The sequence below is a fragment of the Providencia sp. Me31A genome (assembly GCF_050487165.1).
GTDB lineage: Bacteria > Pseudomonadota > Gammaproteobacteria > Enterobacterales > Enterobacteriaceae > Providencia.
On sequence record NZ_JBKQGZ010000003.1, the window covers coordinates 1 to 15,056 of the forward strand.

Consider the following 15,056-nt stretch of genomic DNA (forward strand, 5'->3'; position numbering starts at 1 on the left):
TCGTTGCAGCTCTAGAATTGCAGTCCAGTATTCTCGTTTACTTTGTTGTTCCATAGTCCCTCCAATGAAAAAGCTACTATGGCAAATGACGAGTTTGTTTAGTATGTGTGGTTCATTAACCGCTTACGTTTAGATAACTTGACTGTGGTGATTTATGATATGGCAGACCGCAGTGTTGCTACTTATTTCCCTGAAGCTAATAATTTAATTTCATTGGATAATTTTGACCCGCAATGTGGAATTCCTGCGTACAAAAATATTCCTATAAAGCTAGAGAGAGTTATTCAATAGGTAGATTTTTATTGTTTAAAACCCCAAATGGTGAGTTTAACATTTGGGGTTTTAACAGTTATTGTTTCGCTGGAAAAAATTGGCTAATTAATACGATGGCAGCAACTAATAAATAAGCAATAAAGATACCAATCAACCACTGTGGCATATCAAGGCCTAAGAATACCCACTGTCTAACTGCACAGTCGCCTGTAGCTTCAAACATCGCAGGCACCCATTGTTGTAATGGCAGCCATTCAGGGAAATTAACAAAGAAGTCACAGGATGCGAATGGTGAAGGGTAAAGCTGTAACATGGTGTGTTCCCACGAAAGCTCTAAACCGCGCCATGCAGCATAAATCCAAACGACCATGGCAAGCCAACGTATAACAACATTACGTGGAGCAATTGCACCTATTAAACCCGCCGCTATAACACCCAGTAATGCAACACGCTCATAAATACACATCACACAAGGTTGCAGCTTCATCACATGTTGAAAATATAAGGCAGTACATTCAAGGAGAAAGGCCGTAAAGGCCATTAATAGCCAAGCGCTTCTTCCTTGTGAGCAGTAGTTAAAAAATCTGAACATACTTAATATCCTAATTGAGAGATGCGCACATTTTGCCCCTATCTGGCTGATAAAAAAAGCACTAAAAGTAAAAATAATCTAATTTTAAATAGGGTTTTACTCAACATTACAAAAAAAGCCGTATTTGAATACGGCTCAGACTGCTGACAAACATATTATGTTTGGCGGCAAGTCATATAGGTTTTGAAAATAAACTTGGAAAATCAATTCATTGATTTTCGGCTGATAACACAAAGCGGGAAAAACCATGCTTTTATCCCGCTTTGTCAACAATCTCAGCCGTATTTGAATACGGCTCGTGGTTTTACAGTATAGTTACTGCACAAAGCTAATCAAGCCGATACCTTCCATCCAATGTGTAATAGGGACTAGCCATAACTCGACACCTAATAAGCCGACTAGTGTCATTACAATAGTGTAAGGTAGAGCCATCCATACCATACGGCCATATGATAAACGGATAAGTGGTGACAGTGCTGAAGTCAGTAAAAACAAGAATGCCGCTTGGCCATTTGGTGTGGCAACTGAAGGTAAGTTAGTACCTGTATTAATGGCCACAGCTAAGAATTGATACTGTTCCATTGATACTAAGCTTTCATTGGCCGCCTTTAGAGCTTCAGTAATATATACTGTTCCGACGAATACGTTGTCAGAAACTGCAGATAATAACCCATTGAATAGGTAGAACAATGATAATTGAGATGATTCAGAGGACTGGAGGACATACTGAATAAATGGTGTGAATAGTTGTTGGTCAATTATTACCGCAACGATACTAAAAAACACGGTAAGTAGCGCAGTAAATGGCAGTGCTTCTTCAAAAGCTTTACCGAGTGCATGTTCTTCTGTGATCCCACAAAATGCGGTCGCTAGTACAATAACGGATAAACCAATTAAACCAACTTCAGCTAAATGGAATGCAAGAGCCACAATTAACCACACACCAATTAATCCTTGAACAATCAATTGTGCGAGTTCTTTTTTGGTACGTTTAGCCGTTAATTTTTTATCGTGATCAGTCAAAATTTGACGTACAGAGTCTGGAAGTTCTGCGCCATAACCAAATAGTTTAAATTTTTCAACAATAAAGCAGACCAGTAGACCGCAGATAAATACGGGAATGGTCACGGGAGCCATACGAATGAAAAATGTAATAAAGTCCCAGTTAACGTGTTTTGCAATGATCAAATTTTGAGGTTCACCCACCATCGTCATTACCCCACCTAACGCAGTACCAATACCCGCATGCATCATTAAGCTTCGCAAAAAGGCACGAAACTGTTCAAGGGTTTGCCTTTGCTCTGTGGTGGCGATAAAACCATCATTTTGTAAGTCGGTGTCACCATGTTGATTAGAGGCATATTGATGATAAATAGAGTAAAAGCCTATGGAAACGCTGATCACCACTGCTATAACGGTAAGAGCATCTAAAAATGCGGATAAAAATGCACTCGCTATGCAAAATGCAAGGGATAAAGTTCGTTTGGAACGCACGTTTATCAGCAGTTTGGTGAATACGAATAGCAACAACTGTTTCATAAAGTAGATACCTGCAACCATAAATATCAGAAGCAAGATGACTTCAAGGTTATTGCTGATTTCATGAGAAATTTGTGAAGGAGACGTCATGCCAATGATAACGGCCTCGATGGCGAGTAGTCCTCCTGGTTGTAGCGGATAACATTTTAGCGCCATCGCTAAGGTAAATATAAATTCAACAACTAATAACCAGCCTGCGACAAAAGGACTGATAAAATAGAAGATAATAGGGTTTATTATCAAAAAAATAATAATTGCTAATTTGTACCAATCTGGTGAATTGCCAAGAAAATTTTTCAATAAAGCATTTTTTAAACTAAAATCCATTATGGTTCGTTATCCTCTTTATACGGATGTCGTGTCATGTTCTTTTACATACTACTCTGATCTTTTATCGATTATAAGCCTAATTGCTAATTGATAATGTATGAATTATATGGGAAATCTATGATTAGCTTCACTCTTTATTTTGAGTCTAACTATATCAGGCGATGACAATCTGGTATGATTTCCTCAATATCCGTCTAAATGTTTGGAATAATAAAAATATGGTTATTAGAGCTCAAAGTCCGGCAGGTTTTGCGGAAGAGTACATTATTGAGAGCATATGGAACAATCGTTTTCCACCAGGTTCTATATTACCCGCAGAGCGTGAACTCTCGGAATTAATCGGTGTGACACGCACAACGTTACGTGAGGTGCTACAACGTTTAGCGCGTGACGGTTGGCTAACAATTCAACATGGTAAGCCAACCAAAGTGAATAATTATTGGGAAACATCGGGTCTGAATATTTTAGAAACGTTGGCTCGGTTAGATCACGATAGAGTTCCACAATTGATTGATAATCTATTGGCTGTGCGTACTAATATCGCTGCAATTTTTATTCGTACTGCGTTTCGTAACAACCCTGAACAATCATTAGAAGTCTTAGCGGGCAGGGAGAAAGTTGAAGATAATTCAGATGCCTTTAGTGATTTGGATTATAACGTGTTCCGAGGGCTGGCTTTTGCATCAGGTAACCCAATCTATGGTTTAATTATTAATGGATTGAAAGGGTTATATACTCGCGTAGGGCGCTATTATTTCTCTAATCCCGAAGCTAGGCGTCTTGCATTAAGCTTCTATCAGCAACTTAGCCACCTTTGCCGTGAGCAAGCATATGATCGTATTATGGATTGTGTGCGTAATTATGGAAAAGAAAGTGGGGTTATTTGGCATAGTATGCAAGGTAATATGCCCTCAGATTTGGCACAAGTCCGCTAAAAACTAAAAAGTTCTAAATTAGAAACCAGTGCGGGAGTTATATACCGGCACTGGTTTTTTATTATGATTTTGTGACGCTAATCACGTAAAGAGTTTCCTTCAATACTTATGAATAAATAGAACAAACATTGGATTTATATTTTTAAATTTAATGTTTTGTTGGTATTTAAAACTGTCAAAATAATCATTGTCACTATAAGTCGGGATAATCATAATCAAAATTAATGTTTGATTGTGTAGTATTAAATTCTATTTTATGCGAATAAAAATCATCATAATGTATGTGAGATATTCGTTATCTGTTTGTTTTTCAATGATAAAATATTTTTGGTTGATAATTGAACGCAGAATTTAAATCTATAATGTAAATTATCTGTGATGGAAATTAAATTATTTGACTGTATTGTTAAAAATGTTAATTCACCATATTGGCAAATGAATTCCAGAATATTATCCTAGCGAATGATTTCATACTTTACAGTTGGAGTATCTATGAAAGTTCTCGTGTTAGGTGCAGGTGTGATTGGAGTGACAACAGCATGGTATTTAGCTCAAGAAGGGCATGAAGTCGTTGTTGTTGACAGGCAACTGGATGTCGCTGAAGAAACCAGTGCCGCAAACGCAGGGCAGATATCTCCGGGGTATGCTACTCCTTGGGGGGCTCCTGGTATTCCATTAAAAGCGGTGAAATGGATGTTTGAAAAACATGCGCCATTAGCGATCCGACCTGATGGTTCTTTATTTCAACTTCGTTGGATGTGGCAAATGTTGAAAAACTGCGATATTCAGCATTATGCAATGAATAAAAGCCGCATGGTCCGTATTGCTGAATATAGCCGCGATTGTATTCGTCAACTCAGAGCAGATACTGGGATAGGCTATGAAGCTCGCCAAGGGGGAACGTTACAGCTTTTTCGTACCGCTAAACAATTTGACAATGCCGCTAATGATATTGCGGTATTGCAACAAGAAGGTGTTCCCTACGAATTATTAACCTCTGATGAATTAGCTAAAGTAGAGCCAGCTCTCGAGTTTGTGAAACACAAATTAACAGGTGGATTGCGATTGCCCAATGATGAAACGGGAGACTGTCAGCAATTTACGAAAAAATTAGCACAAATGGCGCAAAGTGCTGGAGTTAGGTTTCAATTTGGACAATGTGTAGAAAAAATATTAACAGATGGCAGTCGAGTTAGCGGCATCCGCATTGATGGACAAATTGTGCAAGCAGACCGTTATGTGGTAGCGATGGGCTCTTACTCAACCTCGATGTTAAAAGACCTTGTGCAGATCCCCGTTTATCCTTTAAAAGGCTACTCATTGACCATGCCGATTATTGATGCACAACGTTCACCGACATCGACAATACTTGATGAAACTTACAAGATAGCTGTCACACGTTTTGATGAGCGTATTCGAGTTGGTGGAATGGCGGAAGTCGTTGGTTTTAACCTCAATATACTGAAAAAGCGCTGTGAAACATTGAAAATGGTGGTACAAGATTTATACCAAGGTGGTGGTGATATTGAAAATGCACAGTTTTGGACTGGTCTTCGTCCCATGACTCCAGATGGTACACCGATTGTTGGACCTACAGCATATAGCAATCTCTATTTGAATACAGGTCACGGTACACTTGGTTGGACAATGGCTTGTGGCTCAGGAAAATTGTTGGCAGACTTAATTTCAGGGAATACACCGGAGATTGCCTCTGATGATTTATCTGTATTTAGATATCTTGATGGGTTTAATACCAAATTAGTTGCAAGTGGTCATTTAACGCCTGCTCAGTAGTATCAATGGTGCGGTTAACTGAGAATAAATAAAAGAGTATTAAGGAATTAAGATGCCACGTCCAATTAGTGCTGTTATTGATTTACAGAATTTACAGCATAACTTGTCTGTAGTACGGCAGCACACAGGAAACGCGAAAATTTGGTCAGTGATGAAAGCTGATGGCTATGGTCATGGTATAAAACATATCTGGCCTGCATTAAAAGAGACAGATGGTTTTGCTGTATTAGATTTTGATGAGGCCATTTTACTGCGTGATCAGGGGTGGAAAGGGCCGATATTATTGTTGGAGGGCTTTTTCCATCCTCAAGATTTGACGTTGATTGACCAATATAATCTTACCACTAGTATCCATAGTGAATGGCAATTAGACGCTATCAATAAAGCGTCGTTATTATCGCCGATTTCAGTTTATATTAAATTGAATAGTGGCATGAATCGCTTAGGTTTTTCACAACATGAGTATGCAAGTGTTGTGCAGCGGCTATCCGAGATGCCAAATGTGCGTCAATTAACGTTAATGAGCCATTTTGCGAACTCAGATACCAAAACAGGTGTTGCAGCGCCATTTCAGCTTATTACGCAGTTTCAACACTTGTCACTAGAAACTTGTATTGCAAATTCAGGGGCTACGTTGTGGCACCAACACACTCATTATGATTGGGTTCGCACCGGCATTTTGTTATATGGTGCATCACCAAGTGGCAAATCAACGGATATTGTTGATTTTAATTTAAAAGCTGCAATGACATTACAGTCTGAAGTCATCGCTATTCATGAAATTGATGCAGGACAATCAATTGGTTACGGTAGTCACTTTACATCAGATAAAGCTATGCGGATTGCGACAGTGGCTTGTGGTTATGCTGATGGCTATCCGCGGCATGCGCCGAATGGGACGCCTGTTTGGTGTAAAGGAGAGCGTTGTGCATTATTAGGTGCTGTTTCGATGGATATGCTGACTATTGATATTAGCCATTGCCACGATGTGCAACTCGGTGATCGAGTCGAGCTTTGGGGGCAAAATTTACCCATTGATGATGTTGCACAAGCGGCAGGGACTATTGGCTATGAGTTGATGTGCGCATTAGCGAAAAGAGTTCCTGTTTTTTATGAAAACAAAGTAGAATGATTATTAACCAATAGTACTAAAAGAATTCACAAATTTAGCTTTAAATGTGATCTAAGTAATGATTATTGGGAATAGTTTCATATTGAGATAATATATTAGAGATCAATTTCTCATCATTCTAGGTTTTTATATGTCTAAAACAATCAAATTAACCACGCTTGCTGTGGTATTAAGTGTGTTGTCAGGAGTGGCATCAGCAGGTACTTGGTCTGTTGGTGGTTCTGTTTTGGCGCAGTCTACGCCATATAAAGGCATCAAGTCTCGTGATTATTTAATGCCTGTGCCAATTGTCAATTATGACAGTGAAAACTTTTATTTTCATACGTTAGCGGCAGGGTATTATTTGTGGAATGATAAACAAGATCAATTATCCATTGATGCTTTTTATTATCCACAGTTTTTTAAACCTAAAGAAAATGATGATAAATCAATGCGTGAGTTAGACCGCCGTCGTGATACTGTCATGAGTGGTCTGACATATCGTCATAAAGCAGATTGGGGAACACTACGTACCAATCTTTCTGGTGATATCTTAGGCATTAGTAATGGTATCCGTGGTGATTTTGCCTACTTATACGGTTTCACAGGTGATAAATGGTCTCTAACGCCAGGCATTGGTATTAAGTGGGATAGTAAAAACCAAACCCGTTATGAATATGGCGTTTCATCAAAAGAAGCTCGTAATAGTGGCTTAGAACGTTATAAACCAGGTTCGAGCTGGACTCCATATTTTGAACTAACAGGTAATTACCGTTTCGACGAAAACTGGACCGTTTTCGCGATGACTCGTGTTGACCGTGTTTCTAATGAAGTGAAAGACAGCCCGATGGTGAATAAATCCGTAGCAGGTATTTTATGGACGGGTGTCACATACACGTTCTGATAAAATGATTTAAGTTATATAGCCCTTAAATGTGAACCATTTAAGGGCTGTATATTTTCCGTTTCAGTTAATCTTGTGACTTATTACCGCGACTAACCATAACCAATGAAAGGCGAGCAGGGTGCTGCGATTCACTTTTCATTGGGACATTGATACTTGCTGTTTCCACACAAACCATCTGCTTGTAGCCACTATTAGGCATATCTTGCATGCTACATGATAATTGAGCCCAAGGATTCCAACAAACGACATCACTGTTGTGGTAATGATGAATTTCTATGGTGCGAGCCCAACCGTCATCACGCAATAAACTGTATTCTTCAGGTTCTGAATAAATACGGTCAGTATGCTTGTTGAATTTAAGCGGTTCGTCTGCATACACTTCTTTGTCGGCAACTTTATCGAAGTAGTGCCCACCAAGCCCATACACGGTGACTTTTTGAATATCACTAATATTGAAGTAGCTATGCAATGCTGCGGTCGTTTCGAAATCACCGTAGCTTTCTAATTCAAGTTCACAAGTTTCACCCAACTTCATGCGGAGTATTAGAGTAAACTCATGGGGCCACAACTTACGTGTGTAATCGGTATCAGTTAAAGTGAACGTTAAAATAACACCGTCATCGTGTTCATTATGCGCTGTGAATTGCCAAGGCAGAATACGAGCAAATCCATGACTTGGGCTAGCAACAGGACCAAACCATGGCCAACAGATAGGAACACCACCACGAATTGCGATACCGTCTTTGAATTCGCTTTCAGAACTTAGCCAAAGGCAGGGTTTCTGCCCAGTAGGCTGCCAATCAATCAGTTGAGCACCTTGTAAACTAACAGCGCCACGAACTTTAGGATGTGAAACGACAATCAAGGGTAATTCACCGAGTTGGCGTTGGGTGATATAAGCTGAAAGTTGTTTAATGACAGGTAAAGCAAAAATTTTGTCGTGCATGGTGGATGTATGCTCCTATTGACTCATTCACTTGTTGCCTAGCTGTAACTTGGGTGATTCAGAGTATCTATTCGACATAGATGATGAAGGCTCAGTGAATAGCATTTACTCTAATGTAAGTGATACTTATAGCGTATCGAATAATAGTATTAACGATAAGCGAAGAAAGTAAAAATATGAAGTGTTAATTGTTTATTCGATACGATACAAAAGAGCCGCCAATTGGCGGCTCAGTCAGACTGAATACTTAACAGCTCTTATTTAGAGATGTGAGCAATCAAATCTAATACTTTGTTTGAGTAACCCGTTTCATTGTCATACCAAGAAACGAGTTTAACAAAGTTGTCATTCAGCGCGATACCTGCTTTAGCGTCGAATACTGAAGTCAGTTTTTCACCGTTGAAGTCTGTTGATACAACATCATCTTCAGTATAACCCAGAACGCCTTTCAGCTCGCCTGCTGCAGCTTCTTTGATAGCTTCACAGATTTGCGCGTAAGTTGCTGGTTTTTCTAAACGAGCAGTTAAGTCAACAACTGAAACGTTAGGAGTAGGTACACGGAAAGACATACCAGTCAGTTTGCCGTTCAGTTCAGGAATAACTTTACCTACTGCTTTAGCAGCACCAGTTGAAGATGGGATGATGTTTTGAGCAGCACCACGACCACCACGCCAGTCTTTGTGAGATGGACCATCAACTGTTTTTTGTGTTGCAGTGGTTGCGTGAACAGTCGTCATTAGACCTTCCACGATACCAAATTTGTCGTTGATAACTTTAGCCAGTGGAGCCAAGCAGTTAGTTGTACAAGATGCGTTAGAAACGATTTCTTGACCTGCATAAGCCTTGTGGTTAACGCCCATAACGAACATTGGGGTGTCATCTTTAGAAGGACCAGTCAGAACGACTTTTTTAGCGCCTGCTTGGATGTGTTTACGTGCAGTTTCATCAGTTAAGAAGATACCTGTCGCTTCAGCAACAACGTCAACACCGACTTCGTTCCATTTCAGGTTTGCCGGATCTTTCTCTGCAGTTACACGGATTTTTTTGCCGTTTACAACTAGGTGACCATCTTTAACTTCAACAGTACCGTTGAAACGACCGTGAGTTGAGTCGTATTTCAGCATGTAAGCCATGTATTCTGCATCGAGCAGGTCGTTGATAGCAACGATTTCGATGTCAGAACGCTCTTGTGCAGCACGGAAAACGATACGGCCAATACGACCAAAACCATTAATACCTACTTTGATAGTCATAGTATTTCCACCAGCTATTTATTCGTGAATTAAGTTATAGTTAAAGTTACCAAAACCTTGCCAGCCGTCAAGCGGAATCGTGTCAATTATTGAAAAAAATCAATTCTGAGACCACTAACTGCTTATTTGTCAGCCATTTCAGCGGCAAATACAGCCGCACGTATTATCGGGATTGTGCAGCATAATGAAACCATCTATCAGTGATATATGTGATAGGGTTCACAAATCAAAACGGAAAGTAAGATGCTTCTTAGTTTAGAATAGTTTCACAGAAAATGTTGTTAATTTTTTGTTGATTGAAATTAAGCTAAGATAGTAATCAGTTATTCAGTTTATTTAAATACATGGGTAAATTATGTCCAGTAAAAACGAGCAACATGTTGATATCTATCAATTAAATGAAATGCAACGTTATGTTACGCAGCAAGCAGGGACTGAGCCGCCATTTAGTGGTAAATTATTGCATAACCGTAAAGAAGGTGTGTACGAATGTCTGTGTTGTGGGGCACCTTTATTTAACTCAGAGACAAAATTTGATGCAGGTTGTGGGTGGCCGAGCTTCTACGAGCCCGCGAATGTTGGTGCCATCAAATATATTGAAGATTTCTCTCATGGAATGCATCGTATTGAAGTGCGTTGTCAAAATTGCAATGCGCATTTAGGACATGTATTTCCAGATGGCCCTCAGCCAACAGGCCAACGTTATTGTATTAATTCAGCTTCATTAAGCTTTTTAGATAATGATAGCGGCGAAAAGGTACGTGGATAGTGAGCTGAAGGGTGCTGAAGTATTTATATAAACTAAGCTATATCGATTCAGCTCAAGCCTAAAAAATATAATAATGAAATTTGGGTGTAAATACCTTAAAGGAGCGTTAGTGTGAGCGTTGAAGTTAACCCTGAGCAGCTGGAGCAGCTACTCGCTATCATGACACCAGAAATCTATGAACGTTTGGTGACGGCTGTTGAGCTAGGAAAATGGCCGGATGGTGTTGCATTAACCGATGAACAAAAAGAACATAGTTTGCAGATGGTCATGTTGTGGCAATCACGCCATAATCATGACCCGGAACACATGACCGTTGGCACTAGTGGTGAAATCATCATGAAAAGTAAACAAGAACTTAAAACACAGTTTCAAGGCGAAATGTTAGCGACATTAAAGCCACAGCGTAGTGATGATTAATGGCAGACAAAAGAAATTTTGATGAGTTGTCCGTGGTATCATTAGTGTGACAGCGTCACAAAGACAAGTTTTCTTTAATAGCGGTAATTGGAACTGTAATTGGAGAAAACTTGTCGATAAAAAATATATCTTAGTATAAATTCGTGATTGTAATTAATTTCGCACCGTGTTCTTCCATTTCCTGTAATGCTTTTTGGCTATCATCTGGCGCTAAATTGACACCTCTACATCCTTCGGTTAACACATCCACGTGATAGCCTAATTTTAATGCATCTAATACGGTAAACTTTACGCAATAATCCGTGGCAATGCCCATAATGATTAAATGAGAAATTTGTTGTGCTTGTAACCATGTATGAAGGCGAGTTTGGCTAACTCTATCATTATCAAAAAAAGCGCTATAACTGTCTACTTGTGGATTTTCGCCTTTCGTGAAAAACTCGCTAATCGCTTGTTGATTTAAGGCTGGGTGAAATTGTGCTCCGTATTCCCCTTGTACACAATGGGTAGGCCACCAGACTTGCGTTACTCCATTAAGCTCACCAATATCACCGATTTGAGTGCCTGAATTGATTGCAAAGCTCAGGTGGTTTGCAGGATGCCAATCTTGACTTGCAATGATATCTATCTGTTTTTGCTTACAGATTTCAATGGCTTTATTTGCAATATCAATGACTAGCTCGCTTTCATTCACTGCTAATGCCCCCCCTGTACAGAAATCATTTTGTAAGTCGACTAACAATAAAGCTGTTTTCATGATGCCCTTAGTATTATTCATCTGAGTAGCTCAATTCACCACGTAAGTTATTTTGCATTAATTCGCGTATCAATGCAGGGGTATAGTTTTGACTAAGTAAATAATGCAGTTTACTTAGTGCTGCTTCAAATGTCATGTCATAGCCGCTGATCACTCCCGCTTCAGCAAGAGCATGTCCTGTCGCATATCCCTCCATATTGACACGGCCTGAAATACACTGTGTTAGGTTGACGACAATAATGCCTCTATTCGCCGCTTCACGGAGTATACGTAACAGCTCAGGCTGTTGGGGGGCATTGCCGACCCCATAGGAACGTAAGATCAACGCTTTGACAGGTTGCTGAAGAATATTACGCACAATTTCAATGGAGAGCCCTGGATAAAGTGTGACAACACCAATAGGTTGTGGCGTGATTTGATGCGTTTTAAATTCACCAACACCAACGGGGGCAGGACAGGTGCTAAATGAGCGAATGTGAATACCGGCTTCCATTAAAGGGGAGCAGTTAGGGGAGCTAAATGCATCAAAACCATCAGCATGGGCTTTGACTGTACGATTTCCTCGGTACAATTTATTGTTAAAAAATAAACCTACTTCATTAATTGGGTAATTTGCAGCTAAATAGAGCGCATTCAGTAGGTTAGTTTGCCCATCAGAGCGCAGCGCTTCCAACGGGATTTGTGACCCTGTCACTATTACGGGTTTTTTCAAGTTTTCAAACATGAAAGACAGTGCAGAAGCAGTAAAAGCCATTGTATCCGTACCATGTAAGATCACAAAGCCATCATACAGTGGGTAGTTTTCACGAATATCATCTGCAATTAGCTGCCAGTCTTCAGGGGTGATATTAGACGAATCAATTAACGGTTGATGTTCACGAATAGTAAATTCAGGCATTTCAGGGCGATGAAACTCGGGCATTTGGGCTAACTGTGCTTGTAAGTGACCTGAAACCGGTACATAGCCCTGTGGTGAATGACGCATGCCAATCGTTCCACCGGTGTAAACAACATAAATTGATTTCTTCTGCATCTTATTACCTAATTTATCCAACTTATCGAAGGAGAGTGATTATCAGGATTTTGACGTATTTATTAGCGTATTACTATCGTTAAATTGCAAGTAAGTAGATTGATGTGAGGTTATTGAATATTTTGATAGATAAATCCCCTTCAAAATATTGAAGGGGATGGGGGGATCAATTAATTTCCGCGCAATTTAAGCAAAACGCATAGCGGTTTTGCGGATCGTTCATTTTTAAGAAAAACTGTGCTTGCTGGCGAATATCAGTTGCGACTGCGGGTGGTAAAAATACTTGTAGCACATCTGGCATCGCAGCTTGAACGTTAGTGGTTAATTCAAGTAGTAATTGATCCATAAAGGTGAGCTCAGGCTTCATCCAATCTAACTTAACATCACTGAGCTTAGCCAACTCTGCGGCTTTATCTACTGCATTGTCAAAATCACCCAATTGGTCAACAAGGCCATTTTTGAGTGCGTCTTGTCCAATCCATACCCGGCCTTGGGCAATTTTATCAATCTCAGCGGGGGTTTTATGACGTGACTTGGCAACCAATCCAATAAAGGTTTCATAACCATTTTCAATGGTGATTTGCATCATATCAGCAAATTGTGGGTTAATGCCTTTGGTGATTGAAATATCGGCTAGTGGTGAAGTTGATACGCCATCAGTATAAACACCGATAGAGTCTAAGGATTTTTCAAAGGTATTGATAACACCAAAAATACCGATAGAGCCGGTTAATGTACTCGGGCTCGCAATAATATAATCAGCAGGTGTCGATATCCAATAACCGCCAGATGCGGCCATGCCCCCCATTGAAACAACGATGGGTTTACCTGCCGCACGAGCGGAGGCAAGCTCGCTACGGATTAAGTCTGAGGCACTTACACTTCCTCCAGGGCTGTTGACGCGTAGTACTATTGCTTTGATGTTATCATCAAGACGTGCATCACGAATTTGTGCTGCAATAGTATCACCGCCTGCTATCCCTGGCGTTTGCGGTCCATCCATAATGGCGCCTTGTACTACAATAACAGCAATGTTCCCGTTTTGATTCGCACTGTTGTCTGTTATTTTAGCGGAATAATCATAGATACTAATGTGATTGAACACCTTATTGTCTTTATCCCAACCAAAATGCTTAGTGAGCAAATCTTCCATTTGTTCATTGGTATATAGTTTATCGACTAATTTTTGTTTTAATGCATATTGGGCGCTATCACCGTTTACTGCACGCAATTGAGCTAAAATATTATCTGCACCGGGAAATACTTGTGTACTCGTCATTTCACGGTTACTAGCCAGTACGGTTAAATAGTTATTCCATAAGGCATCTAACCATTGTTGGTTGGCTAAACGTGCCTCAGGGGACATATCATCACGCATCAGTGGCTCAACTGCTGATTTGTAAGTTCCCACACGAAAAATATGGCTACTAACTTTGAGTTTTTCTAATAACGATTTGTAGTAAATACTGTTGGTGGCAAATCCATAAATACCGACAGAGCCTTGAGGTGTTAGGTAAATATCATCAGCAAAGCTGGCAAGATAATATTGTGATTGGCTAAAGCTATTACCAATGGCATAGACTTGTTTACCAGAACGTTTGAATTCGTTAATGGCTTTACCAATATAGGACAAAGAAGGTTGGTCGGCACCGACGAGGTTATCTAAGCGCAGTACCATGCCAGTGATGCGATCATCGCTAGCTGCGGCGCGAATGGTGTCAACAATATCAAATAAGGCGTTTTCTTGCATACGGCTATTTGAGGTGCCTAAAAGCTCGCGGCTCATGCGGCCAAATGGATCTGGGGTAGAAACTTGGTCAACAATGACACCTTGTAAATCGACATATAATGCGCCGAAATAGTTTTTTTCAGGCTGAGAATCTGATTGATATAAGGCTATTGAGCCTATTACAACGAAAAACAACACAATAAAAATAGCGTTGAAAACCAATTCTCGAATAAAGTTTAGTGCTCGCCAGCTGAATTTAAAGATGGTAGCAATGATGTCCCATAGTTGACGCATTTTCTCTCCTATCCTGCATATTTTGTACTGTAAGAGGGGGTGTTTTCACCTTAGGCAGAGATAAAGCTTGTGTCTAAGGTGCTGTTTACTTTCCACCCGCTTTTAGTACATCCTATTTTGGATACTGTTAAATATCATATTTTGTATAGACCAATTTCTCTAGTGAATAGAGCTAACCTTTCGATGGCATTAAATTAATATGTGGCGCTCAACTTAATACAGATTCGCGCCCAATCATTACATTAACTCTGAATATATGAGTACTAATCAATACAATTGATTAGTATTGAACACTATTTTTATGCATAACAAAATCAATATGCACAAGCTACAATGTTCTGATTATATTTTTCACCTGCGACAAATGGTACAATTCA

The 15,056-nt window shown here is 39.8% G+C and carries 14 protein-coding genes; 7 read left to right on the top strand and 7 right to left on the bottom strand.

Annotated elements, in window-relative coordinates; all coding sequences use genetic code 11:
- The first annotated feature begins 105 nt into the window (after positions 1–105).
- Positions 106–291 carry a hypothetical protein gene (locus tag ACLPIE_RS02755; protein WP_430259888.1) on the top strand — a complete coding sequence of 62 codons (186 nt, stop codon included), beginning with the start codon at positions 106–108 and terminating at the stop codon, positions 289–291.
- Positions 292–349: 58 nt separating this feature from the next.
- Here the strand turns inward: ACLPIE_RS02755 and dsbB are convergent, their stop codons facing one another.
- Positions 350–865, bottom strand: coding sequence for a disulfide bond formation protein DsbB (dsbB, locus tag ACLPIE_RS02760; protein WP_430259432.1), 516 nt, complete (start codon positions 863–865; stop codon positions 350–352).
- A gap of 315 nt (positions 866–1,180) precedes the next feature.
- A complete protein-coding gene (nhaB, locus tag ACLPIE_RS02765; RefSeq protein WP_430259434.1) occupies positions 1,181–2,731 on the bottom strand; it encodes a sodium/proton antiporter NhaB in 1,551 nt (516 codons plus the stop codon).
- Between the two features lie 221 nt (positions 2,732–2,952).
- Between nhaB and fadR the strand changes: the two genes are divergently transcribed.
- The 4 genes from fadR to ACLPIE_RS02785 all read left to right on the top strand — a co-directional run bounded on the left by fadR (position 2,953) and on the right by ACLPIE_RS02785 (position 7,478).
- Positions 2,953–3,669: a fatty acid metabolism transcriptional regulator FadR gene (fadR, locus tag ACLPIE_RS02770; protein WP_430259436.1), complete on the top strand. Its 717-nt coding sequence runs from the start codon at positions 2,953–2,955 to the stop codon at positions 3,667–3,669.
- A gap of 492 nt (positions 3,670–4,161) precedes the next feature.
- Positions 4,162–5,463 (top strand): D-amino acid dehydrogenase, encoded by a 1,302-nt coding sequence (locus ACLPIE_RS02775; RefSeq protein ID WP_430259438.1) that lies wholly within the window; start codon positions 4,162–4,164, stop codon positions 5,461–5,463.
- A 52-nt stretch (positions 5,464–5,515) separates the two neighbouring features.
- A complete protein-coding gene (alr, locus tag ACLPIE_RS02780) occupies positions 5,516–6,595 on the top strand; it encodes an alanine racemase (RefSeq protein ID WP_430259440.1) in 1,080 nt (359 codons plus the stop codon).
- Positions 6,596–6,725: 130 nt separating this feature from the next.
- On the top strand, positions 6,726–7,478 hold the full coding sequence (locus ACLPIE_RS02785) for a MipA/OmpV family protein (RefSeq protein ID WP_430259442.1): 753 nt from the start codon (positions 6,726–6,728) through the stop codon (positions 7,476–7,478).
- 67 nt (positions 7,479–7,545) lie between these two features.
- Here ACLPIE_RS02785 and ACLPIE_RS02790 read toward each other — a convergent pair whose 3' ends face one another.
- Together ACLPIE_RS02790 and gapA are read right to left on the bottom strand one after the other, a co-directional pair.
- Positions 7,546–8,427 carry a D-hexose-6-phosphate mutarotase gene (locus ACLPIE_RS02790; RefSeq protein WP_430259444.1) on the bottom strand — a complete coding sequence of 294 codons (882 nt, stop codon included), beginning with the start codon at positions 8,425–8,427 and terminating at the stop codon, positions 7,546–7,548.
- A gap of 257 nt (positions 8,428–8,684) precedes the next feature.
- Positions 8,685–9,680 (bottom strand): glyceraldehyde-3-phosphate dehydrogenase, encoded by a 996-nt coding sequence (gene gapA / locus ACLPIE_RS02795; protein WP_225818710.1) that lies wholly within the window; start codon positions 9,678–9,680, stop codon positions 8,685–8,687.
- 355 nt (positions 9,681–10,035) lie between these two features.
- On the opposite strand from gapA, the gene msrB reads away from it, so the two are divergent.
- Together msrB and ACLPIE_RS02805 are read left to right on the top strand one after the other, a co-directional pair.
- The gene (gene msrB / locus ACLPIE_RS02800; RefSeq protein ID WP_430259446.1) at positions 10,036–10,449 is read left to right on the top strand and encodes a peptide-methionine (R)-S-oxide reductase MsrB; all 414 of its coding nucleotides are present in this window, start codon (positions 10,036–10,038) and stop codon (positions 10,447–10,449) included.
- 111 nt (positions 10,450–10,560) lie between these two features.
- A complete protein-coding gene (locus ACLPIE_RS02805; protein WP_430259448.1) occupies positions 10,561–10,866 on the top strand; it encodes a YeaC family protein in 306 nt (101 codons plus the stop codon).
- Between the two features lie 130 nt (positions 10,867–10,996).
- Here ACLPIE_RS02805 and pncA read toward each other — a convergent pair whose 3' ends face one another.
- From pncA to sppA, 3 genes are all read right to left on the bottom strand, one after another.
- Positions 10,997–11,623, bottom strand: coding sequence for a bifunctional nicotinamidase/pyrazinamidase (gene pncA, locus ACLPIE_RS02810; RefSeq protein ID WP_430259867.1), 627 nt, complete (start codon positions 11,621–11,623; stop codon positions 10,997–10,999).
- Positions 11,624–11,636: 13 nt separating this feature from the next.
- Complete coding sequence (gene ansA, locus ACLPIE_RS02815; RefSeq protein ID WP_430259450.1) at positions 11,637–12,656, bottom strand: asparaginase; 1,020 nt, start codon at positions 12,654–12,656, stop codon at positions 11,637–11,639.
- 166 nt (positions 12,657–12,822) lie between these two features.
- Complete coding sequence (gene sppA, locus ACLPIE_RS02820) at positions 12,823–14,679, bottom strand: signal peptide peptidase SppA (protein WP_430259452.1); 1,857 nt, start codon at positions 14,677–14,679, stop codon at positions 12,823–12,825.
- Positions 14,680–15,056: the final 377 nt, after the last annotated feature.

Coding starts and splice junctions, on each gene's coding strand:
- dsbB (WP_430259432.1), bottom strand. CDS start 865: ATGTTCAGATTTTTTAACTACTGCTCACAAGGAAGAAGCGCTTGGCTA.
- nhaB (WP_430259434.1), bottom strand. CDS start 2,731: ATGGATTTTAGTTTAAAAAATGCTTTATTGAAAAATTTTCTTGGCAAT.
- fadR (WP_430259436.1), top strand. CDS start 2,953: ATGGTTATTAGAGCTCAAAGTCCGGCAGGTTTTGCGGAAGAGTACATT.
- ACLPIE_RS02775 (WP_430259438.1), top strand. CDS start 4,162: ATGAAAGTTCTCGTGTTAGGTGCAGGTGTGATTGGAGTGACAACAGCA.
- alr (WP_430259440.1), top strand. CDS start 5,516: ATGCCACGTCCAATTAGTGCTGTTATTGATTTACAGAATTTACAGCAT.
- ACLPIE_RS02785 (WP_430259442.1), top strand. CDS start 6,726: ATGTCTAAAACAATCAAATTAACCACGCTTGCTGTGGTATTAAGTGTG.
- ACLPIE_RS02790 (WP_430259444.1), bottom strand. CDS start 8,427: ATGCACGACAAAATTTTTGCTTTACCTGTCATTAAACAACTTTCAGCT.
- gapA (WP_225818710.1), bottom strand. CDS start 9,680: ATGACTATCAAAGTAGGTATTAATGGTTTTGGTCGTATTGGCCGTATC.
- msrB (WP_430259446.1), top strand. CDS start 10,036: ATGTCCAGTAAAAACGAGCAACATGTTGATATCTATCAATTAAATGAA.
- pncA (WP_430259867.1), bottom strand. CDS start 11,623: ATGAAAACAGCTTTATTGTTAGTCGACTTACAAAATGATTTCTGTACA.
- ansA (WP_430259450.1), bottom strand. CDS start 12,656: ATGCAGAAGAAATCAATTTATGTTGTTTACACCGGTGGAACGATTGGC.
- sppA (WP_430259452.1), bottom strand. CDS start 14,679: ATGCGTCAACTATGGGACATCATTGCTACCATCTTTAAATTCAGCTGG.